The organism is Actinoplanes sp. NPDC048796 (assembly GCF_040650035.1).
Lineage (GTDB): Bacteria > Actinomycetota > Actinomycetes > Mycobacteriales > Micromonosporaceae > Actinoplanes.
The window spans coordinates 110,978-132,512 of record NZ_JBEZGO010000004.1 but is presented as its reverse complement, the minus strand read 5'-3'; the positions used below and the strand labels follow the sequence as shown (position 1 = coordinate 132,512).

The 21,535-nt window shown below is 70.5% G+C and carries 16 protein-coding genes; 9 read left to right on the top strand and 7 right to left on the bottom strand.

What is annotated here, in order from left to right; all coding sequences use genetic code 11:
- The first annotated feature begins 88 nt into the window (after positions 1-88).
- Positions 89-532 (top strand): hypothetical protein, encoded by a 444-nt coding sequence (locus AB0C26_RS19185; RefSeq protein WP_360248602.1) that lies wholly within the window; start codon positions 89-91, stop codon positions 530-532.
- Here the strand turns inward: AB0C26_RS19185 and AB0C26_RS19180 are convergent.
- Positions 516-5,714, bottom strand: a complete 5,199-nt coding sequence (locus tag AB0C26_RS19180) for a hypothetical protein (protein ID WP_360248599.1) — start codon at positions 5,712-5,714, stop codon at positions 516-518. The genes AB0C26_RS19185 and AB0C26_RS19180 overlap by 17 nt on opposite strands.
- 121 nt (positions 5,715-5,835) lie before the next feature.
- Entirely contained in the window at positions 5,836-7,278 is a 1,443-nt protein-coding gene (locus tag AB0C26_RS19175; RefSeq protein ID WP_360248596.1) for an NAD(P)/FAD-dependent oxidoreductase, read from the bottom strand.
- A 134-nt stretch (positions 7,279-7,412) separates the two neighbouring features.
- Here AB0C26_RS19175 and AB0C26_RS19170 point away from each other — a divergent pair, with 134 nt between their 5' ends.
- Entirely contained in the window at positions 7,413-8,045 is a 633-nt protein-coding gene (locus AB0C26_RS19170; RefSeq protein ID WP_360250027.1) for a hypothetical protein, read from the top strand.
- A 553-nt stretch (positions 8,046-8,598) separates the two neighbouring features.
- Here AB0C26_RS19170 and AB0C26_RS19165 read toward each other — a convergent pair.
- A complete protein-coding gene (locus AB0C26_RS19165; RefSeq protein ID WP_360248593.1) occupies positions 8,599-9,363 on the bottom strand; it encodes an alpha/beta fold hydrolase in 765 nt (254 codons plus the stop codon).
- A gap of 48 nt (positions 9,364-9,411) precedes the next feature.
- On the opposite strand from AB0C26_RS19165, the gene AB0C26_RS19160 reads away from it, so the two are divergent.
- Genes AB0C26_RS19160 through AB0C26_RS19140 form a run of 5 tightly spaced genes read left to right on the top strand, consistent with a single transcriptional unit; the run spans position 9,412 to position 13,085 of the window.
- Complete coding sequence (locus AB0C26_RS19160) at positions 9,412-11,085, top strand: GMC family oxidoreductase (protein WP_360248590.1); 1,674 nt, start codon at positions 9,412-9,414, stop codon at positions 11,083-11,085.
- A gap of 45 nt (positions 11,086-11,130) precedes the next feature.
- Positions 11,131-11,349 (top strand): hypothetical protein, encoded by a 219-nt coding sequence (locus AB0C26_RS19155; protein ID WP_360248587.1) that lies wholly within the window; start codon positions 11,131-11,133, stop codon positions 11,347-11,349.
- 28 nt (positions 11,350-11,377) lie between these two features.
- Positions 11,378-11,734 carry a PadR family transcriptional regulator gene (locus tag AB0C26_RS19150; protein ID WP_360248584.1) on the top strand — a complete coding sequence of 119 codons (357 nt, stop codon included), beginning with the start codon at positions 11,378-11,380 and terminating at the stop codon, positions 11,732-11,734.
- Positions 11,731-12,612, top strand: a complete 882-nt coding sequence (locus AB0C26_RS19145) for a hypothetical protein (RefSeq protein ID WP_360248581.1) — start codon at positions 11,731-11,733, stop codon at positions 12,610-12,612. Before AB0C26_RS19150 ends, AB0C26_RS19145 begins: the two co-directional genes overlap by 4 nt.
- Positions 12,612-13,085: a GNAT family N-acetyltransferase gene (locus AB0C26_RS19140; RefSeq protein WP_360248578.1), complete on the top strand. Its 474-nt coding sequence runs from the start codon at positions 12,612-12,614 to the stop codon at positions 13,083-13,085. Before AB0C26_RS19145 ends, AB0C26_RS19140 begins: the two co-directional genes overlap by 1 nt.
- Positions 13,086-13,588: 503 nt before the next feature.
- On the opposite strand, the gene AB0C26_RS19135 is transcribed toward AB0C26_RS19140, so the two are convergent.
- Positions 13,589-15,040: a pectate lyase gene (locus AB0C26_RS19135; protein ID WP_360248575.1), complete on the bottom strand. Its 1,452-nt coding sequence runs from the start codon at positions 15,038-15,040 to the stop codon at positions 13,589-13,591.
- A gap of 99 nt (positions 15,041-15,139) precedes the next feature.
- On the opposite strand from AB0C26_RS19135, the gene AB0C26_RS19130 reads away from it, so the two are divergent.
- Both AB0C26_RS19130 and AB0C26_RS19125 read left to right on the top strand, forming a co-directional pair.
- On the top strand, positions 15,140-16,021 hold the full coding sequence (locus AB0C26_RS19130; RefSeq protein ID WP_360248572.1) for an alpha/beta hydrolase: 882 nt from the start codon (positions 15,140-15,142) through the stop codon (positions 16,019-16,021).
- 167 nt (positions 16,022-16,188) lie between these two features.
- Positions 16,189-17,448, top strand: a complete 1,260-nt coding sequence (locus AB0C26_RS19125; RefSeq protein WP_360248570.1) for a hypothetical protein — start codon at positions 16,189-16,191, stop codon at positions 17,446-17,448.
- Between the two features lie 48 nt (positions 17,449-17,496).
- On the opposite strand, the gene mmsB is transcribed toward AB0C26_RS19125, so the two are convergent.
- Genes mmsB through chvE form a run of 3 tightly spaced genes read right to left on the bottom strand, consistent with a single transcriptional unit; the run spans position 17,497 to position 21,403 of the window.
- The gene (mmsB, locus tag AB0C26_RS19120; protein WP_360248567.1) at positions 17,497-18,744 is read right to left on the bottom strand and encodes a multiple monosaccharide ABC transporter permease; all 1,248 of its coding nucleotides are present in this window, start codon (positions 18,742-18,744) and stop codon (positions 17,497-17,499) included.
- The gene (mmsA, locus tag AB0C26_RS19115) at positions 18,741-20,273 is read right to left on the bottom strand and encodes a multiple monosaccharide ABC transporter ATP-binding protein (protein ID WP_360248564.1); all 1,533 of its coding nucleotides are present in this window, start codon (positions 20,271-20,273) and stop codon (positions 18,741-18,743) included. The genes mmsB and mmsA overlap by 4 nt, the downstream gene beginning before the upstream one ends.
- Complete coding sequence (gene chvE / locus AB0C26_RS19110) at positions 20,270-21,403, bottom strand: multiple monosaccharide ABC transporter substrate-binding protein (RefSeq protein WP_360248561.1); 1,134 nt, start codon at positions 21,401-21,403, stop codon at positions 20,270-20,272. The genes mmsA and chvE overlap by 4 nt, the downstream gene beginning before the upstream one ends.
- Between the last annotated feature and the right edge of the window lie 132 nt (positions 21,404-21,535).

Below are 21,535 nucleotides of genomic sequence, written 5' to 3'. Positions count from 1 at the left end.
CGAACCCACCACCGTCGGCCTTCGCTCATCGCGCCGAATGACCTGTGCCTGACAAACTCTCCGATCCGTCGCCGCGACCCTGTGAAACATGGGACTCGAAGCTCTGGTGCCGTTGATCATGGGGGCTCTGTTGCAGGTGGCCGGGCGCGTCGGCGCGGGTGCGCTCGACGCCGTCGGCGAGGCGGCCAAGGCGCAGGCCTCTACCGTCTTCGGAAAAGTGAAGTCCTGGTTCGCCGGTGACCCGCCCGCCGCCGGCGACCTGGACCGGTTCGCCGACGACCCTGACCTCTACCAATCGGTGATCCAAGCCCGCTTGATCAGGAAGCTCACGGCGGACGAGGCGATGCGTGACGAACTGGCCGCGCTGTTCGCCCGGCAAGGCCCCGAGGTCCAGGTCTTCCAGACGATCGCCGAGAGCCACGGCATCACCGGGGCCAAGGTGACCGAGATGGTCAGCGGACGGTTGACCGTCCGGCAGGACATCCGCGCCAGCTCGGACAGTAAAGGCGTCGACATCAACCGGCTCGGCTGACGACAGCCGGAGCCGGCCACCAGGAATCCATCTCCTCCAGGGTGGTGTAGATGTTCCACAAGGTGGTCCCGCGGTCCTCGCGCGCCAGCGTCAGCGCGCCGTAGCCCAGGACGGTCAGCGTCTCGTCCCGGCCGGCCAGATGCGCGGCCATGAGGGCTTCGCGCAACACCGACATCGATTCGTGGTGACGGCCGGTCCGTTCGAGGAACCAGACCTGAGCCCGGAGCGCCGCGACCCGGGCCGGCTGATCGCGCAGGGCCGTCGCCATCCGGACCAGGACGTCGCCGACCGCGGCGATGATCCCGGCCTGCTGCGAGCGCACGGCCGAGCGGGACAGGGAGTCCACGGCCGTCACCCGGTCCAGCTCGTTCATCGGCGCCGTGACGGCGATCGCCTGGTCCGTCAGGTCCCGGGCGGCGCCGGCCCGCCCGGCGCCAGCCATCGCCTCGATGACACCGCCGAAGGCGATGACGCGTTCCCGGACGCTCCTGATCCGCCGGGCGTGCTCGGTGATCTGATCGAGTACGGGTTCGGAGCCCACACCGTTCAGGTGTTGGGCGAGATCCCGCAGCGTCCGGGCGCGGACCCTCTCCGAGGCCGAGTCGGCCGTCGTCAGAACGACTTCGACGATCTCGGCGACCCGGTGACTGTCGTTCAGCACGGCGAAGACGGTGGCCAAGCCGGTGCCGACCGCCGCCTTCTCCGCCTTGGAGGCGAAGCCCTTCGCCGTGAACTCGGCCCGCACTTTCTCGGTCAGGCCGACCGACCGGTCCACTTCGCCCGCGCGGGCGAGCGTCGTGGCGGCAGCGGTCAGAAGCGTGAGCCGATGCCCGCGTCGCCGAACCTGACCGGCTTCGCGGGCCACCCGGCGGGCGGCCTCGATCGCCCGCGCGGTCTGCCCCGCGCCGGCCTGAACCTCGGCGATCCGAGCGAGCGCGGAGAGGACATCCTCAAGGCCGCCCATCCCCTCCGGCAGCGAGACCCCGGCTGTTCCCTCGTCGATCCCCGCGACGGTTCCGGCCACGTCGACCAGGGTGTCCCGCTGGACATCGGCGTCCTCGATCCGCCGTACGACCGTCCACGCTTCATCCACCCGCCCGCACTCCGCGAGTGCGGTGGCCATCCGGCGCAGGGCGTCCCACTTGTGCGGCTCGCCGGTCACGGCTTCCGCGGAGGAGAGAACGTCGTACAGAAGCTCTCTGGCACCGTCCCGGAGACCGGCGCCGGCCAGCGCGTCCACGATGTCGACCAGCACGGCCGTACGCTCCAGCGGGTCACGAAGGATGCCGGCCAGTTCGCGGGCCTCGTCCACCGCGTATGCGCGGGCCACACCGCGGGCCGCTCGCTCGATCGCGTCGCTCGCGAACCTGATCCACGATGTGTCGATTCCGAGATGCGTTTTGACGACGGCGAACAGGTCGAGGTTCTTGTTTCGTCGCGACCGCTCGAACGCGGAGCCGATCGCCACCGCGTCCTCTCGCCGACCGGCAAGACTCAACGCGGTCATCGCCTCCGTCGCCTCCACGGGAGGTGATCGCCGGACGAGCGCCAACACACGTCCGGCCGCTTCGATGCACTCGGTACGCCGCCCGGCGCGGCTGAACGCCTGCGCCGCGGCCAGAAGGGCCTGCTTGGCCGGCGCCGACGACGTCCGTGACCCCGCCATCCGGGCGTAGCCGTCAGCGGTGGCGGCGAAGGCGAACGCCCGCTCCCGCGGATCCGCCGCTTCGGCCGCCGCCTCGGCCGCTCTATCGGCCGCTTTCTTGGCCGCGAGATGGTCACCGGTCCCGGTCGTCGTGACCGCGAGCCGGCAGAAGCACACTGCTCGCACGTACGGGTCCGTCGATCGCTCGGCACGGTCGGCGGCGGCACGCAGCGCACGATCACCGATCGATTGCTCGTCATGGTCGTCCCGCCACCTGAGTGACCGTTCAGAAGCCGAGTGTTCGCCGGCCGCCAGGTCGCACATCAGCTCGACTGCCTCGATGTCCGACGCCATCTCGCGAACCGCATGGAGCGCGGACTCGCCGATCCGCCTGACCCACTCGGGGGTCCATGGGCCATCCTGAAGGTTCCATGTCCGGTCGGCGATAGCCACGAAGGTCGCGGCCCGGCCGTCGTGGGCCGGTGTCCGGAGCGCCGCGTCCGCCGCCTGTTCCAGAACTCGGGTGACCGCGGTGCGGTCAAAGAGCTCCGATGCGAGGTCGGCTATCTCAAGCAGCGCTCGCGCGTCGTCGGGTGTCTTCGCGAGGATTTTCGAGGCAATCTCCAGGGCCGGCCTCCGGGGACCGGTCCGCAGGTGAAGGAGGGCCACCGCGACCATACGGCTCGGCTCTTCCGCCACCAGCCCGGCCACCTCGTTGATGATCGCCGTGATGATCTCGCGTCCCGCCGGCACGGGAAGCGCGAAGGCGATGTCCAGCAGAGCGTCGACGCGATCGGCCTCGCCCAGTGCGGCCGACTCTTCTCGCATCCGAGCCGCGATCGCCACGCTTTCATCCGCCAGTCCGGCGGTGTCCAGCGCCCGGCTGACGGTCGCCAGCAGACCGCGGCGAACGTCCGGGTCGGGAAGCTCCGCCATCACCCGGGCCGCCTCCCGGGCGGCGAGAACGGCCTCTTCCCGCCGCTGACACGCGGCCAGCCGGACTGCGCCGTCACTCCAGGCCGCCACCGCGACCTCGGGGTCCTCGATGCCGCCGATGTCCGCCACGGCCGCCCCGACGAAGGCCGACGTGTCCTCGGCCCGGTCCAGAATGGTCATCACATCGGCCACCGTGAAGTGGATCAGTGACCGGGCCGAGGCGTCGGTCCCGGCCGCCGCGTCGACGGCCCGCTGGGCGAGTTCAAGCGCGCGCGGCCTCTCCGGCGTCGCCTGCTCGAGGATGCCGGCCACCGCGCCCGGTTCTCCGGCCTCCGCCCGCGCTATGGCCACCCCGGAGAACGCCTCCATCGCGACCGAGGGATCCACCGTCGCCGCGGCTGTCACCAGCGCACGCTCATATTCGCCGGCCACGGCCATAGCCGACGCCACTCGTACTCGGCTGAGGTCGCGGCTCCGCTCGCTCGCGATCAGCGCGACCTCGCGGCCGGCGTCGTCGAGCCGCCCCCGACCGGCCAATGCCTCGACGACCGGGTCGGCGGCGTCCGCGCCCTCCAGCAGAACGTCACGCACCCGCCGCGCTTCCGCGAGATTCCCCTCCGCCACCGCGGCCCGGATGATGTCGCCGAGCGCGCGGGCGCGCTGGCCGTACTCGAGGAGCTGCGCCGTGGACCACGCGCGGGTCAGGTCGCCGGCCGCCGCCAGAGCCGACACCGCGGCCGCGCGCGCTTGCACCCCGAGCCGGTCCGCCAGGAGACCGTCGATGATCCGCATCGCCCGCGGCCTGTCGCCGGCCCGCGCCATCAGTTCCGCCGCCCGGGCCAGCTCCTCCCATCGGGCACCGTCGTCGGGGAGCCCGGAGGCGACGGCGGCCGCTTGTTCGGCCGCTTCCCGAGCGGCGCCCGGTTGCCGTTCGTTCAGCAGGGCTCCGCCGATCTCCAGGTAGGCGTCACACCGGTGCCTCGGGTGCGGGATCAGGGCCGCGTAGTCACGCGCGGTGCCGGCGTTCTCGATCCGGGCCAGCAATCCGAGCGCCCGCGGAGTGATCTTCGACGAGACGAGGCCGAGGCTGCTGTAGAGCAGGCAGCCGCGCACCAGCGGGGCCCATTCGACCGGCTCGCTCTGCCCGGCCGCGCGGATCATCAACTCCACGTCGTCGGCGAACGCGCGATGCGACAGGGAACGGCGGTACTTCTCCCGCATGTACGGCTGGCAGATCAGGTCGTACAGCTGGGTGCGGGCACCGGCGGATCGGAGCGCGAAAAGATGCTTGGCCAGATGGCATACGCCGTAGTCGTCGACCTGACGCCAGTCGACCGCCGCCCAGGATGTCGCCGGCCCCCGATAGTGATCCACCACTCGTTGGTGCGCCGCATCGCGATCGATCCAGAAATCCTGAGCACGGCTTTGCTCGACGAGCCAATCCGAGATCGATTGATGATAGAGGAAGTAGCGCCCGGAGTCCGCTTCGGCCGGATCCATGAACTGGTACAGGTCCTGAACCCCGTACCAGGTGTCCTCCCGGCCGAGGCCGGTGAGCCGCGCCAGCAGGTCCCGGTCCAGCGATTCCTGAGCGACCACCAGCGCGCGCAGGATCGGTGCGTACGTTGTTCGCCATACAGTGTCGTTCCCGGTCTTCCGGTTGCGCAGAAATTCCCGGTACACGCTGACTATGCCCCGGGGCAACGCGGCCGTCGTGTCGAAACGCTGTGTCCCAGCGGCGATCGAGGGCAAGAGCCAGACGACATAGAGAAAATTGCCCCCGCTCGCACCGAACAGACGGCTGACGAATTCCTCGGTGTCCGGATCCTGCTCGGCCACCCGGTCGCGAAGAGGACGTGACGTCCGTATCTGAGCGCGAACGTAGTCGCGGATGTCGGCGAGATTCTCCGGGCGGTCGGCGTCGACCCGGAAGTACGGGACGCGCTGCGCCTCGAACTGCCGCCATACCGCGCGGTCGGGACGCGAGGTGAGAACGAGGCGCACCTTCGCGGGAAGCTCGCCGGAGTTGGCCAGCAGGTCGACGATCGTTTCCGGGCCCTGATGCCGCATCGCTTCGTCCAGGCCGTCGACCACCAGCAGAACCCGCTGATCGAAACCCTCGGCGAACAGCGACCGCAGAGGCTCCAGCACCGTGTGCACGAAGGCCACCGATCCGGACGGCGAGTTGATCACAAGGTTGTTGATGGTGGCGCCCACGGCAGTGCTGTAGCTGCCGTACACATTCTGAGTGACGGCGACACTGACATTGCCGTCGTTCAAAATCTTTCGAGCGAAACCGTCGATGCGGCAGAGTTGCTGAGAGATGGACCGCGAAAATGACGACGGATCGATGGTGCTCACACTTCTCGCGATGCAGAAGTGGCTGGCGGCCACGTCGGCGAGCTGGGTCAGCCGGGCGGCGATGGCCGACTTACCGACACCGGGCTCCCCCATAATGATCATCCTCGGCGGCAGCCGGTCATCGGACAGCCACGTGTCGACCTCGGAAAAAACCCACTCGCGTCCGGTGAAATCCCGGGTCCGGTCGGCGATGTACGGCGAAAAATCAAGCGCGCCCGTCGCGGCACCGAGGTCAGTCATCATGGCCTCCGTCGTGGACAGCCCATGCCCGTCAGATGACGTTTGCGCCGCCGAACCGGCGTGTCAACCGCTCAGGTGATCGACGCGGAAAGTCGACAGGGGCTTGGCCGGCGGTCGGCGCTTACCGGCCACCACCGTCCGCATAGTCGGCAGGGTTCAGGCGAGCCGTACGGCGCCGGTATTCCGACGCCATGCCGGGCCAGTTGGTGACGATGCGGCCCGCGGCGTTGCGGTACCAGTTCTGGCACGCGGTCCACACCGAGCCCGACAAGCGCTGCTGGATCTCCGCGTCGTAGGCGGCCGCGACGTCACGGCGTACCTCCAAGGGTTTCGACCCCTGCGCGAGCCGGCGGACGGCCTGGACCAGGTAGCGAGCCTGGCACTCGTGGAAGTAGAGCACCGACGTGTTGCCGGTGTTGGTGTTGGGCCCGTACATCAAGAAGAGGTTGGGAAAGCCGGGGATCGTCATGCCGAGGTGGGCGTACGCGCCGTCGCGCCACTCCTCGTCGAGGCTGCCCTGGCGGCCGATGATCTTCAGTGGGGTGACCAGGTCGGAGGCGGCGAAACCGGTGGCGTAGACCAGCAGGTCGCACGGGTGGAGGGTGCCGTCGGCGGTTCGCAGGCCGTCGGCGGTGACCTCGACGATCTTCTCGGTGACCAGGCTGACGTCGGGGCGCGCGAGGGCGGGCAGCCAGGCGCTGGTGAACAGGACCCGCTTGCAGCCCATCGGCTCGTCCGGTGTGACAGCGGCCCGCAGTTTCGGGTCGCGGACCTGCCATCGGCGCTGCAGTCCGGAGACGGTCCGCAGCAGGGCGCCCGAAGCGCGCCGGCCGAGCAGGGCCCGGCCGGTCACGATGGTCATGGCCCAGACGCCGGCTCGCGGGAGACCCATCAGGGCCGGGACCTTCCGGTACGCGACGCGGCGGCCGGCGCCGTAACGGCGGTCGGGCCGGGGCAGCGTCCACGGGGCCGTGCGCTGGAAGACGGTCACGTGGGCGGCGCGGCCGGCGATCGCGGGGACGAGCTGGATCGCGCTGGCGCCGGTGCCGACGACGGCGACGCGGCTGCCGTCGATGGGCAGGCCGGGACGCCAGCGGGCGGTGTGCACGGCCGGGCCCTCGAACCGCTCGGCGCCGGGCAGCGCGGGCACGACCGGCTTGGTGAGCTGCCCGACCGCGGGCACGAGCACGTCGGCCTCGATCCGGTCACCGTCCGCCGTGGTGATCAGCCAACGATCGTCGTGCCAGCGGGCCTCGACGACGTCGGTGTTCAGCCGCACCCGGCGGGTGATGTCGCGTTCGTCGGCGACCCGCCGCAGATAGCCGAAAATCTCGTGGTGTGGCGGGAAACGCCGGCTCCAGACGGGATTCGGGGCGAAGGAGTACGAATACAGCGGGGCGGGCACGTCGCAGGCACAGCCGGGATAGGTGTTGTCGCGCCAGACACCGCCGATCTCGGCCGCCCGCTCGAGCAGGACGACATCGGTGAACCCGGCCTCGAGCAGCGCCGCGGCGGCGGCGATGCCGCCGAAGCCGGCTCCGATGACGACCACTCGCGGGTTCATGGGGCGAAATTATCAGCTTGTTGGCGGGGTGCCAATAGGCTGTCGGTGCGCCGCGTGCGACACGCGGATGAGGTTGCGAGGGCACGCCCGGCTCTGTTCAATGGCCGCTTCGACAGCCACCGCGGAGGGGTCTGATGACCAAAGTGAAGATCGGATCCGACGACCACGAGACGTTCACCGAGGCGGCCGCGGCCGCCGGCACGAGCGTCGGTCAGTGGCTGACCGCGGCGGGGCGCCGCCAGGTTCTCGCCGACGCCGCCGTCCAGGGACAGCCGGGCGCGAGGATCGTGCCGGTTCCGGTCTCGGCCGGCACGGCCGCGCTCCTCGACGAGCAGGCCGCCCGGTCCGGAACGCCCGACTGGGCCTGCGCGGCGCGCCTGGTCCACGATGTACTGGCCGCGCCACTCGTCGATCCGGAACGGTTGTGGTCCCGGGCCGTCACGTCGATCAGCCTGCCGTCCGGGCGCGAGCTGGCCTACCTCGACCAAGTGGGCATCGACACGATCGTCGGCAACACCGTCCTGCTGGTCGCCGCCGACGCGTTCACCCGCGACGTCGTCGAGACGCGCCTGCGCCCGGCGATCGCCGAGGCCCTGTCACGTCAGCTCGGCCGCCGCGTCCAGGTCGCCGTCACCGTCGAGGAGCCCTCGGCCCGGCCGACACGCGCGGAGGGGTCCGCACCGCCACGCCGGGATGACCTCGCTCAAGCGCGGGAGGTGGCGCGCGAACTGCTCCACCTCCGCAGTGCCCGGGCAACCACGACCTGACCGCCTCGCCAGAAACCCGGCCGGGTTTACGTCCGGCGGCAGCCGAGAGCCCGCGAGTGGCCAGAACTCTGGTCGGATCTCGCCGGCAGCGGCCCGGGCGCGTTAATCCCGTAGGCCAGCGACCAAGACGCCGGCAGCGGCCCGGCGCGGGCGCGTGGATCCCGCAGGTCTGCGACCAAGGCGCCGGTGGCGGCCCGGGCGCAGCGCGGGCCGAGGGTCCCGACACCCGGACGGCGCACGCCCAGCAGCAGCCGCGCTCAGCGCCGGTCACGTGACCGAAGGCCCGGCCAGCTAGCCTCCAGCGGCAGCCGGCCGTACGCGCGCCTCGCGTGGCCGGAGGCCCGGCCGACTCACGCCCGGCAGAGGGCGGGCGTAAATCGCGCGGCTTGAGCCCCAGCCGACCCACCCTGACATGAAGGCGGCCGCAAGTCGCGCGGCTTGAGCCCCGGCCCACTCCCCCCGACATGAAGGCGGCCGTAAGTCGCGCGGCTTGAGCCCTGGCCGACTCACCCCGGTATGAAGGCGGGCGTGAGATCGCGCGGCTCGAGGCTGGTCAACTCGCGTCCAGCAGGAGGCGGGCGCAGGCTTGCGGGTCGTCGGCGAAGGGAAGGTGGCCGCAGCCGGACAGCCGTACGTGGCGGGCTCGGGGCAGCATCGCGCGTGCCCGGGCCGCCTGCCGGTACGGCAGCACGAGGTCCCGGGTGCCCCACGCGATGGTCACCGGGATGCCGTCCACCATGCCGGGGCGGTAACGCCATTCCCCCACCCGGTTGCGGGCGGGGCCGAAGCCCGGCGCCGCGACCAGCGCCCGGGCGTCGGTCACGCAGTCGGCCGGGTCGAGGCGGGCCGGCCGGCCGTAGAAGACGCCGCAGAGCGCCACCCGCCCCGGCGTCGTGCGCATCAGCCACGGCATGGCCGGGCCCAGCGCCGCTCCCCCGGCCCGCGCCGCGGTCAGCACTCCCCGGCACCAGCGCGCGCCCGGCGAGCCGAAGAACCCGACCGGCGAGAACGCGGTCACCGAGCGGGCCAGGGCGCGGCGGCCGAGTTCGAGCGCCACCGCGCCGCCCAGTGAGCTGCCGCCCAGGGCCGGCCGCGTCACGCCGAGGTCGTCGAGCAACGCGGTCACCCGGTCGGCCAGGTGAGGCACGTCGCCGCGGCCTCCGTCCGGTTTGGACGCGCCGAAGCCGGGCAGGTCGAGGGCGATCACGTCGTGCCGCTCGGCGAGCTCGTCGAGGATCGGCTGCCACACCTGCCAGCGGCTGCCGAGGCCGTGGATCAGGACGAGGGGACTTCCACTTCCGCGCCGGTGGAAATTCAAGGGATCCTCCTTGTTGACAGCCCGCCAACAACGGTGCCACCGTACCCCATGACGTACGACTACGACGTCCTCGTCGTCGGCTCCGGCTTCGGCGGCAGCGTCAGCGCGCTGCGGCTCACCGAGAAGGGCTACCGGGTCGGTGTGCTCGAGGCGGGCCGCCGCTTCGCCGACGACGAGCTGCCGCAGACCTCGTGGCGGCTGCGCCGCTATGTGTACGCGCCGGCGTTGCGCTGCTTCGGCATTCTGCGCCTGACGCTGCTCGACAACGTGCTCATCATGTCCGGCGCGGGTGTCGGCGGCGGCTCGCTGGGTTATGCCAACACGCTGTACGAGCCGCCGGACACGTTCTTCGCCGATCCCCGCTGGTCGTCCGTCACCGACTGGAAGGCGGAGCTCGCGGGCCCGTACGACCAGGCCAAACGCATGCTCGGCGTGACACTCAACCCGGTGGAGACCGCGTCGGACCGGGCGCTGCGATCGGTCGCGGAGGATCTCGGGGTGGGGCACACCTTCCGCCGTACGCCGGTGGGTGTGCTCTTCGGAAATCCGGGCCGTGACCCGGACAGCGGAGGCCACGCGGCCGTGCCCGACCCGTTCTTCGGCGGCGCCGGGCCGTCGCGGGCCGCGTGCACCCAGTGCGGCTCCTGCATGACCGGCTGCCGCGTCGGTGCGAAGAACACTCTCGTCAAGAACTACCTGTACCTGGCCGAACGCCTCGGTGCGACGGTCGTGCCCCTGACCACCGTCACCGACGTACGACCGCTCCCGCAAGGGGGTTTCGCCGTCCGCACCCATCGCACCGGCGGGTTTCGCCGCCGGACCTTCACCGCCGGGCAGGTGATCTTCGCGGCCGGCGCTTTGGGTACGCAGCGGCTCCTGCACCGGCTGCGCGACCGCGGCTCCCTGCCGGGCGTCTCGCCACGGCTGGGCGAGCTCAGCCGGACCAACTCGGAGTCGATCCTGGGCGTGCGCACCCGCCGGCGCGACGCCGACTTCAGCCGGGGCGTGGCGATCACCTCCTCGATCCATCCCGACGCCGAGACCCACGTCGAACCGGTCCGGTACGGGCGGGGCAGCAACCTGCTGGCGCTGCTGGCCACCACGCTGGTCGACGACGCCGGCGGCCGGTCCCGGATGCTCACCGGGCTGCGCCAGCTGGTCCGCGACCGCCGTGACTTGCGGCTGCTGACGTCGCCGCGCCGCTGGTCGACCGAGACCGTGGTGCTGCTGGCCATGCAGGCCCTGGACAACTCGATCACGGTCTACCGCAAGCGGGGCCGGCTGCGCACCCGGCAGGGCGTCGGCGAGCCGAATCCGGAGTGGGTGCCGGCGGCGCACGACGTGGCCCGCCGGGTCGCCGACAAGATCGACGGGGTGCCGCTGGGCGCCATGACCGAGCTCGCCGGGCGCCCGGTGACCGGGCACTTCCTGGGCGGTTGCGCCATCGGCACCTCACCGGAGACGGGGGTCCTCGACCCGTACCACCGGATGTTCGGTCATCCGGGCCTGCACGTGATCGACGGCTCGGCGGTGGCGGCCAACCTCGGCGTCAACCCGTCGCTGACGATCACGGCGATGGCCGAGCGCGCGGTCGCCCTGTGGCCCAACAAAGGAGATGAAGATCCACGACCGGGGCCCGGTACGCCGTACGTCCGCCTGAGCCCGGTGAAACCCACCCGGCCGGCCGTTCCCGCCGACGCTCCGGGCGCGCTCCGCCTGTGAAAACACGGGTATGCCACAGTTCTCCGAACGCTCGACCCGGCCGCCTTGGAGATCACGGTCGGCGGCTGGCACGTCCGCTTCCAGGCCATCGAGCCGATCTTCCGGTCGGAGCCGGGGGCCACCGTGCTCGACGCGGCCGCCGTCAGCTACGCGGCGGGCGAGGAGACCCGGCCCTATCCGTACGGCAAGGACTCGCCGCACGCGATGCTCACCTGCCGCCGCGCCGGCAGCTGTGGTCGACATTCTGCGGATCACCCTTCATAAGTAGTTCGGCTACATATATAGTTCGCCCATGCGTGAACCGACCTACTTCATCCTGGCCGCGCTCCAGGACGAACCGCTGCACGGCTACGCGATCATCAAACGGACCGAGGCCCTGTCCCGGGGCCGGGTGAAGCCGGCGACCGGCACCCTCTACACGGCGCTCGACCGCCTGACCCACGAGGGCCTCGTCCAGGCCGTCCGGGAGGAGGTGGTCAACGGGCGGGCCCGGCGCTACTACACCCTGACCCCCGACGGCCTCGCCGCCCTGAAAGCCGAGGCCGCCCACCTCGCCGAGGCCGCCCGCGTGGTCACCGACCGCCCGTTCCCCGCGGGCCGCCTCGCCCGGGCCATCGGGTTCGCCGACCGCACGGCCCGGCTCGCGTGAGCCCGCTCGAGCGCCGGTACGCGCGTCTGCTGCGCCTCTATCCGGCCGGCTACCGCCACTCGCGCGGACCCGAACTCCTGGCGACGCTTCTCGAGTCCACTGAGGAGGGACGGCGCCGACCCTCGGCGCGGGAGGACGCCGCGCTGATCCTGGGTGCTCTGCGGGCACACGCCGGCCACCACCGGGGCGGCTGGCTCACCGCTTTCCGGGCCGCCGCGCTCATGCTGCTCGTCTACGACGTGGCCGACCGGGCGGTCGTCGTCACGAGCGACCTCACCCGCGGCGGGCCGGCCCTCTGGTCGCCCACCGAGTTCCGCCTCACCCTCGCGGCCCTCGCGCTCGGAGCCCTGGCCATCGTGGCCGCCCTGGCGAATCGCTTCGCCGCCGCGATCGTCACGGCCGCGGCCGCCTTCGGCGTGACGCTGTCCCTGGCGTACACCATGGGAAGCCCGGTCTTCAGCGGCTTCTGGTGCTTCCCGCTGGCCGTGGTGCTGCTCGCCCCGCTGGTCCGGCGCCGGCCGGCGCCGGCCACCGCGCTTGTCAGATACGCGCCGGTCCTGCCGCTCGTGCTGATCCTGACGTCGTTCTTCCCCAGCGTGTCGGGAATCCTGAACTTCGCCGCCCTGTCCGCCCTCTTCCTGGGCAGTCTGGTCTGGCTGGCCGTCGACGAGCGCCTGGCCATGGCGGCGGGCCTGTTCCTGCTGAACACCGTCCTGGTCCGGGCCGCGCTGTTCACCGCGGAGGGCCTTCCCGCCTTCCCCCTCGTGGCGGCCGACCTGGCGGTGACGGCGCTCCCGCCGGTGGCGCTTCTGCTGGCGGCCGGAGTTGTCGTACCCCGCTGGTACGGTCCGGGCTCATCCACACGGGGAGGAACCTGATGGCTGAGGTGGCGCTGCGCCCGATCGAGGACGCCGACCTGGACGCCCTGTTCGACCAGATGCGAGATCCCGAGTCCGTCCACATGGCCGCCTTCACGGCCCGCGACCCGAACGACCGGCCCGCCTTCGACGCCCACATGGCCACGATCAGGGCGAGGCCCGACGTCACCAACCGGATCGTCACGCTCGACGGCCGCCCGGTGGGCAGCATCGCCGCTTTCGTCATCGAGGGCGACACCGAGGTGACCTACTGGATCGACCGCGCCCACTGGGGCCAGGGCATCGCCGGCCGAGCCCTGACCCTGCTCCTCGACCTGGTACCGACCCGCCCGCTCTTCGCCCGCGCCGCGAGCGACAACGTGGCCTCGCTCCGGGTCCTGCGAAAGGCCGGCTTCACCGTCACCGGCACTGACACCGGCTACGCCAACGGCCGCCACACAGAGATCGAGGAGACCGTGATGCGCCTCGACTGAGAGCCGCCCAGCTCCGCGGACTCCGCCCCGCTGACACTCCCCGCGGTCTGAACTCGGCAGGGGCCGCACTCCACGTCGGCTGAACTCGGCACGGGTCTGATCGCGGCACGGGCCGCACCCAGCCTCGGCTGGACTCGGCAGGGGCCGCGCTCCGCGTCGGCTGAACTCGGCACGGGTCTGATCGCGGCACGGGCCGCACCCAGCCTCGGCTGGACTCGCCGCGGTCCGGACTCGCCCTCCGGCTGGACTTGGCGCGGGCCGGACTCGCCCGCCAGCTCGACTTTGCGCGGGCTGAACTTTGGCGCGGGCTGAAGTCGCCGCTGGCGGCACTTGGTGCGGGCTGGACTTGGTGCGGGCTGGACTTGGTGCGGGCTGGACTTGGTGCGGGCTGGACTTGGTGCGGGCTGGACTTGGTGCGGGCGGGCCGGCCGGGGTCCCGACCGGCCGGTCCGCCCGGGGAGCGGGGGCGGGGCTGCGCGCCCTCGCTCCGGTTCGGGGTGGTGCTACTTCAGGGTGATGTTGGTGGCGGTGCAGGACTTGCCGTCCGGGACCGAGCTCACCTGGGTCGGTTCGCCGCTGGTCACGCCCTTGAAGATGGCGCAGACGACGGTCTTGCTCGTGCCGCCGACCACCGTCACCTTGTCCACAGTGGCCACGTCGCCGAGGTTGGCGTTGACGCCGACCAGAGCCTTGAGCGGCGTCGTCACCGTGACGTTGGAGACCTGGACCTTGCGGGCGTACTGCTTGGAACAGTTGCCGCAGGAACGGTAGAGCTTGCCGATGTCGCGGGCCTGGAAGTCCTTGATGACGAAGGTGCCGGGGCCGTTGTGCTGGAAGGTCTTGTCCGAGGCGTGCATGGCGCCGCCGCCGACGACGGTCATGGTCTGGCTCGCCGAGGTGCCCTTGAAGGTGGCGGCGTCCTCGCCCACGTCCTGCCACCAGACGTTGCGCAGCGTGCAGGTGCCGAGGCAGTGCACGCCGTCGGCGGCCGGGCTGCCGATGATGACGTTCGACAGGGTGGCGCCGTCGGCCAGCTGGAACAGCGGGTCCTGGCCCTCGTCCTGCCCGTCGCCGCCCAGGTCACCGCCGCCGACGAAGCGCACGTTCCCGCCGTCCACCGAACCCGTGATCTTGCGGGTGGCGGTGAGCGTGGTGGTGCTGACCGGCGTCGGCCAGCTGGCGGCCACCGTCGGCGCCGTGGTGCTCGGCTTGGCGGTCGCGGTGGCCGTCGGCGCGGTGGTGGCCGGCTTGCCCGTGGCCGTCGCGGTCGGCGCCGCGGACGGAGCGGACGGCGCCGGGGTGGTCGCGGAGGCGGTGGACGTCGGTGCGGTTGTGGGGGTGCTTCCCGCCGTACCCACGGAAATGTCGTCGAAAGAGGCCGACGCGCCGACCGTGAGCAGGCCGACCCGGCCCTTCGCCAGCTTCGCGGTGGACACGTCGCCCACCAGTTTGCCGTCGACGTAGCCCGTGACGCGCTTGCCCGAGACGTCGAGGCGCAGCCTGTGCCAGCCGCTGCCGGCCGTCGGCAGGGTCAGCGAACCCAGCACCGTCACCGACGAGCCCTTGACCTCCTCCAGCCGCGCCGCCCCGGAGGCGAGGACCAGCCGCTCGAACTCGTGCGAGCCGCCGGCCCGGGCCGCGATGCCGGCCGACGCGCCGGACGACGCCAGCGTCAGCGGCCGTACCGAGGCCTGCACCGAGTAGTCGGTCCAGCCGCTGTCCCCCGCGAAGAACCGGGCCAGCTCACTGCCGTTGTCGGCCTGCCGGAGCGCCTTGCTGCCGTCGGCCACCACCGACCACGACCCGCCGGACTTGGACCAGCCGCTGGTGTCGCCGTCCTCGAACGTGTCGTTCAGCGACGGCCCACCCGCGGCGAACGCGGTGGCGGTCAGCCCGGCCGCCGCGAGCGCCACCACGGCGACCCCGACGGCCAGCGCACCCTTTGCGTGCTTCATCAAACGTCCTCCTGATCACTTCAGACATGATCAAGTGGTCCGGCGCCGCCGAAAGGTTGCTCGCGTTCCAAAGATTTTTTCGCGGGTACGTCACTCGCCATGTTCGAAGGCTTCCGTGACGAGTGGATCGACGTCGGCGAGGTGGGCTTGCGGGTCCGCCACGCGGGGGACGGCCCGCCCGTGCTTCTGATCCACGGCCATCCCCGTACCGGCGCCACCTGGCACCGCGTGGCCCCGCTGCTGGTGGCCGCCGGCTTCACCGTCGTCTGCCCCGACATGCGCGGCTACGGCCGCTCCGGCAAGGCCCCCATCGAACACGACCACCTGCAACAGTCGAAGCGCACCGTCGCCCGCGACCTGCACACCCTGATGGCCAGGCTGGGCCACGCCTCCTTTGCGGCCGCCGGCCACGACCGCGGTTGCTACGTGGCGCTGCGGCTGGCTCTGGATCATCCGGAGAGCGTCCACCAGCTGGCCGTCCTGGACGGCGTGCCGATCAGCGAAGCCCTGTCCCGCTGCGACGCCCGCTTCGCCCGCGACTGGTACCACTGGTTCTTCTTCGCCCAGCCCGACAAGCCCGAACGCGCCATCCTGGCCGACCCCGACGCCTGGTACTCCGGCGACCCGGCCCGCATGGGCGCCGAGAACTACGCCGAGTTCCGAGAGGCCACCAACGACCCCGACACGGTACGGGCGATGCTGGAGGACTACCGGGCCGGCCTCGGCGTGGACAACGAGCACGAGCTGGCCGACCGCGCCCAGGGCCGGACGATCACCTGTCCCACCCTGTTCGCCTGGTCCACCCGCGACGACATGGAAAAGCTCTACGGCGACCCGCTGGCCATCTGGCGCCGCTGGGCCCCCGACGTCCGCGGCGTCCCCATCGAGTCGGGCCACCACATGGCCGAGGAGAACCCCGAAGCTCTGGCGGCCGCCCTGATCGGCTTTCTCCACCAGCCATCAGCCGCCCGGAATGGCTAGCACGTTCAGGCGACGGAGTCGGCCGCATCACCCCATGGGAGTGCACACAGCGTGACCTGACAATGACCGTCATGACTACTGCCCCGCTCCGGGGTTGCTCGCACCAGGATTGCGACGTCAAGAAGATCCGGCGGGTAGACCTCTTTTGCCACACCCATCAGCAATTCTTGCCGCTCGCTGGCCTTCCCGGCTGGGTCGCGGCGTCCACACTGCTCGGCTTCGGCATCGCGCTCACCCTGCTGGTCCTGCTCGCCGCTCGGTCCGGAAGCGCGGTGCCCATCTTCACGGCGGCGGCGGTCGTGGGCCTTCCTTTGGTGACTCTGCCGTTGCGAGACCACGGGGCGGTGCCCATCGCGGCCGGCCTCGCCTGGGCCGGTATCTGCGCTTCGGCGCTGGTGTCGTTCGACGGTCAGGGCGCGCGACTGCACGCCACGTTCGCGCTTCTCTTGATCGTCGCCACCGTCGCCGTCTTCGTGGCGTGGTCGGTGGCCGTCATGGCCGGCGATCGGCCTGGAATCGGCCGAGTGGCCGCCGGTCTTCTGACGCTGTCGTTCGGCGCCCTGGTGCTCCGGTCGGTCGCGACCAGCCCGCCGTTCGGCGCGTTCGCTCCCCTGCCCGGCGAGCTGTCTACGGCTTTGCGGCTGATCAGCGTCTTCGCCGCGGCGGCGGCCGCTCTGCTCATCGTCGGAGTCGCCGCGATCGCCGGCGTCTTGCTCGTCGTCGACGAGCGCGAGGAGTGGTCGATCCCGGCGCCGACGCGGTTCCGAAGCCTGCGCCGGCCGCGACCGCCGGCGACCACGACGATGCGCGACCGTGACCCGTTGAGCCAGATCACCCATGCGGTGGCGCGATTTGTGGCGGTCGCCGCGTACACGGTCCTGACAGCACTTTCGATGGCCGGCACCGCGCTGCTGCGGATCGCCCACGCGCTGCTGGTCTTCCTGATCGGCGTGGTCAACTGGCTGCTGCAGTTCGTCCTGGCCTGCGCCACGTACCTCAAGGACGCGGCCGTGAGCCTCGTCCGGGCCGCCAGCGACTCGCTGCGCCGGATCGTGGTGCCGGTCGCCGCTCTGGCGGCCGCCGCCCTGCTCAGCGTCTCCTTCGCGACGACGGCGCAACGCTATCTGGCGTACGGAGAACTCGTCGGGATCCCGGAGATGCTGGGCTGCCTGCTGGGCGCCGTGGTGGCGATCGACGTCGCCTGGATCGCCGCCTGTGCGGTGGGCGTGAGCGAAGCGGCCAAGTCCGCCGCCCGCTCGATCGTTCCCCTGTCGGCCTGGTTCCTGATCTTCATGTCGATCGGCGGGATAACGCTCTGGGTGTTCGGCCCCCTGCGCCCCGGCCCGATCACGGTCATCAGCACCAGCGTGCTCGTGGTCCTGGTCGCGGTCGGCCTGCTCCGCCGGCCGGCGGTACGAACGATCTGATGGCTGAAGGCGGGCGCTCGAACTGACGCGCCCGCCTTCAGCGACGGCTCAGCGGGAGGCGCCCGCGCGGCGCTTCGTCCAGATGTCGAAGGCGACCGCGGCCAGGAGCACGGCGCCCTTGACCAGCATGACCTCTTCGGACTCGGCGCCGATCAAGGACATGCCGTTGTTGATGACGCCCATGATCAGGCCGCCGGTGATGGCGCCGACAACCTTGCCCACGCCGCCCTGGACGGCGGCGCCGCCGATGAAGGCGGCCGCGATGGCGTCCAGCTCGAAGCTGTTGCCGGCGGTCGGGTTGGCCTGGTTCAGGCGGCCGGCGAAGATGATGCCGGCCAGGGCCGACAGCACACCCATGTTGACGAAGATCCAGAAGATCACCGACTTGACCTTGACGCCGGAGAGCGTCGCGGCCTGCAGGTTGCCGCCGATGGCGTAGATCTGACGGCCGAAGACCGCCTTGTTCGTCAGCACCGAGTAGCCCAGGACCAGCGCCGCCAGCAGCACCAGCACCCACGGCAGGTTGCGGAAGCGGGCCAGCTGCACCACCACGAACATGACCACCGCGGCGGCGATCACGATCTTCGTGATGAACAGCGGGAACGGCTCGACCGACTGGCCGTACTTGAGGCGGCCCGCGCGGGCGCGCCACTGCACGACCACGATGCCCACCACCGCGGCCACGCCCACCAGCAGGCTGAGCAGGTCGGCGCCGCCGAGCGCGCCCAGGCCGATGTTGCCCAGATAGCCGTCGATGAAGCCGTTGGACAGGGTGCGGACCTCGTCGGGGAACGGGCCGATGCCGCGGTTGCCCAGGATCATCAGGGTGACCGCGCGGAACAGCAGCATGCCGGCCAGCGTCACGATGAAGGCCGGGATGCCGAAGTACGCCACCCAGTAGCCCTGCCACGCGCCGATCACACCGCCCACCACCAGCGTGATGAGGATGGCCAGCGGCCACGGCACGCTGTGCTCGACCATCAGCACGGCCGCGACCGCGCCGCAGGCCGCCACCACGGAGCCCACCGACAGGTCGATGTGCCCGGCGATGATGATCAGGATCATGCCGATCGCCAGGATCAGGATGTACGAGTTCTGGACGATCACGTTGCTGATGTTCTGCGGCGCCAGCAGGTCGCCGCCGGTGAGGATCGTGAACAGCGCAACGATCGCCGCGAACGCCAGGTAGATACCGCTCTGGCGCAGGTTGACGGAGAAACCCGGGCCTTTGCGTACGGGTACCGGCGGCGGCGCGTCGACGCTCAGGTCGGCGTTGGTCGGGGCCAGGCTGCTCACGAGTGGACCTCCTGCCCGGCGGTCATCAGGGTCATCAGGCCCTCCTGGGTGGCCTCGGCGCGGGGCACCTCACCGGTGATCCGCCCGGCCGAGAGCGTGTAGATGCGGTCGCAGAGTCCGAGCAGCTCGGGCAGCTCGGAGGAGATGACGAGCACGGCTTTTCCGGCGTCGGCGAGCTCGTTGATGATCGTGTAGATCTCGTACTTGGCGCCGACGTCGATGCCGCGGGTGGGCTCGTCGAGGATCAGCACGTCCGGGTCAGTGAAGATCCACTTCGCGAGGACGACCTTCTGCTGATTGCCGCCGGAGAGCTTGCCCGTCACGCTCGACACGCTGGGCGCCTTGATGTTCAGGCTCTTGCGGTATCCCTCGGCGACCTTGTACTCCTCGTTGTCGTCCACCCAGCCGCTCTTGGCGAGCCGGCTGAGCGCCGCCGCCGAGACGTTGCGCTTGATGTCCTCGATGAGGTTCAGGCCGTAGCGCTTGCGGTCCTCGGTGGCGTACGCGATGCCGTGCTCGATCGCCTCGCGTACGGACCGCAAGGTGATCTCCTTGCCGTCCTTGTAGAGACGCCCGGAGATGTTCGCCCCGTAGGAACGTCCGAAAATGCTCATCGCGAGCTCGGTCCGGCCGGCGCCCATCAGCCCGGCCAGCCCGACGATCTCGCCGCGCCGCAGCGTCAGATTCGCCTGGTGTACGAGGGTCCGGCCGTGCTGGGTCGGGCTGTGCACCGTCCAGTCCTCGACCCGCAGCACCTCCGCGCCGACCGAAGGGGTGTGCGGCGGGAACCGGTGGTCGAGGTCGCGCCCGACCATGCCCGAGATGATCCGCTCCTCGGTCAGGCCCTCGGACGGCATCGTGGTGATCGTGTGACCGTCGCGCAGGATGGTCACCCGGTCGGCGATGTCGAGGACCTCGTTGAGCTTGTGCGAGATGATCACGCAGGTGATGCCCTCGTCGCGCAGGCCGCGCAGCAGCCCGAGCAGGTGGGCCGAGTCGTCGTCGTTGAGCGCCGCGGTGGGCTCGTCGAGGATCAGCAGCCGTACCTTCTTGGACAGCGCCTTGGCGATCTCGACCAGCTGCTGCTTGCCGACGCCGAGGTCGATCACCTGGGTGACCGGGTTCTCGTCGAGGCCGACGCGGTGCAGCAGCTCGGCCGCGGCCGCGTTGGTCCGGTTCCAGTCGATCAGGCCGCGGGTGGCGAGCTCGTTGCCGAGGAAGATGTTCTCGGCGATCGACAGGTTCGAGGCCAGCGCCAGCTCCTGGTGGATGATGACGATGCCCTTGTGCTCGCTGTCGCGGATGCCGGCGAACCGGACCGGCGCGCCGTCGAACTCGATCTCACCGTCGTACTCACCGTGGGGGTAGACGCCGGAAAGCACCTTCATGAGGGTGGACTTGCCGGCGCCGTTCTCCCCGCAGATCGCGTGGATCTCGCCGCGGAGCACCTCCAGGTTGACGTCGTCGAGCGCGCGGACGCCCGGGAACGTCTTGGAGATGCCCCGCATGCGCAGGATGGTGTCACTCATGACCCGAGCTGGGCCTCGGTGTAGTACCCGGTGTCGACGAGTTCCTTCTTGTAGTTGGCCTTGTCGACGATGACCGACTCGAGGAGCATCGACGGGACGACCTTGACGCCGTTGTCGTAGTCCTTGTCGTTGTTGGTCGTCGGCTTGTTGCCCTTCAGCACGGCGTCGGCCATCTCGACGGTGGTCTTGGCCAGCTGGCGCGTGTCCTTGTAGATCGTCGAGTACTGCTCGTTCGCGATGATGGACTTGACCGAGGCGGCCTCGGCGTCCTGGCCGGTGACGACCGGGTACTTCTGCGCGGCCGTACCATAGCCACTGCTCTTCAGGGCAGAGAGAATGCCGATCGAGAGGCCGTCGTACGGCGACAGGACGCCGTCGACCTTGGCCCCGTCCTTGTAGGTCGAGGTGAGCAGGTTCTCCATGCGCTCCTGGGCCACCTTCGGCTGCCAGCGCAGGATCGCCACCGTCTTGAAGTCGACCTGCTTGCTCTTGACGACCAGGGTGCCGTCGTCGAGGAACGGCTTGAGCACGCTCATCGCGCCGTTGAAGAAGAACGTGGCGTTGTTGTCGTCCGGCGAGCCGGCGAACAGCTCGATGTTCAGCGGGCCCTTGACCGAGCCCTTGGAGCCGTCGGCGTTGAGCACCTTGAGGCCGGTCAGCAGGGAGGTCGCCTGCTGCACGCCGACCTTGAAGTTGTCGAACGTCGCGTAGTAGTCGACGTTGGGGCTGTTGCGGATCAGGCGGTCGTACGCGATGACCGGGATCTTGTTGGCCTTCGCGTTCTCCAGCTGGGTGGTGATCGCGGTGCCGTCGATCGACGCGATGATCAGCAGCTTGGCGCCCTTGGTGATCTGGTTGTCGAGCTGCTGCGTCTGGGTGGCGATGTCGTCGCCGGCGTACTGGAGGTCGACCTTGTAGCCGAGGCCCTCCAGCTGCTTCTTCACGTTGTCGCCGTCGCTGATCCACCGCTCCGAGGTGCGGGTGGGCATGGTGACGCCGATCAGGGCGCCCGTATTGTCGGCGCCGGCGCCGGCCTCTTTATCGACGGTCTTCTCGGCCGAACCGCACGCGGTCAGGGCTGTCGCCAGCACGGCGGCGGACACCACCGCACCCATCCTGGACAGTCTCATGCGGGGGACTCCTTCGTTCCGAACTCGTTCTTTGGGGTGGGAGTGCGGTCGAGTGTGAACGCTCACATAGGAACATGTCAACCGTTCAAAGCAACGTTGCGGACACGAGACCGAAACTTTGTTATCGATAAC

Coding starts and splice junctions, on each gene's coding strand:
- AB0C26_RS19185 (WP_360248602.1), top strand. CDS start 89: ATGGGACTCGAAGCTCTGGTGCCGTTGATCATGGGGGCTCTGTTGCAG.
- AB0C26_RS19180 (WP_360248599.1), bottom strand. CDS start 5,714: ATGACTGACCTCGGTGCCGCGACGGGCGCGCTTGATTTTTCGCCGTAC.
- AB0C26_RS19175 (WP_360248596.1), bottom strand. CDS start 7,278: ATGAACCCGCGAGTGGTCGTCATCGGAGCCGGCTTCGGCGGCATCGCC.
- AB0C26_RS19170 (WP_360250027.1), top strand. CDS start 7,413: ATGACCAAAGTGAAGATCGGATCCGACGACCACGAGACGTTCACCGAG.
- AB0C26_RS19160 (WP_360248590.1), top strand. CDS start 9,412: ATGACGTACGACTACGACGTCCTCGTCGTCGGCTCCGGCTTCGGCGGC.
- AB0C26_RS19150 (WP_360248584.1), top strand. CDS start 11,378: ATGCGTGAACCGACCTACTTCATCCTGGCCGCGCTCCAGGACGAACCG.
- AB0C26_RS19140 (WP_360248578.1), top strand. CDS start 12,612: ATGGCTGAGGTGGCGCTGCGCCCGATCGAGGACGCCGACCTGGACGCC.
- AB0C26_RS19135 (WP_360248575.1), bottom strand. CDS start 15,040: ATGAAGCACGCAAAGGGTGCGCTGGCCGTCGGGGTCGCCGTGGTGGCG.
- AB0C26_RS19130 (WP_360248572.1), top strand. CDS start 15,140: ATGTTCGAAGGCTTCCGTGACGAGTGGATCGACGTCGGCGAGGTGGGC.
- mmsA (WP_360248564.1), bottom strand. CDS start 20,273: ATGAGTGACACCATCCTGCGCATGCGGGGCATCTCCAAGACGTTCCCG.
- chvE (WP_360248561.1), bottom strand. CDS start 21,403: ATGAGACTGTCCAGGATGGGTGCGGTGGTGTCCGCCGCCGTGCTGGCG.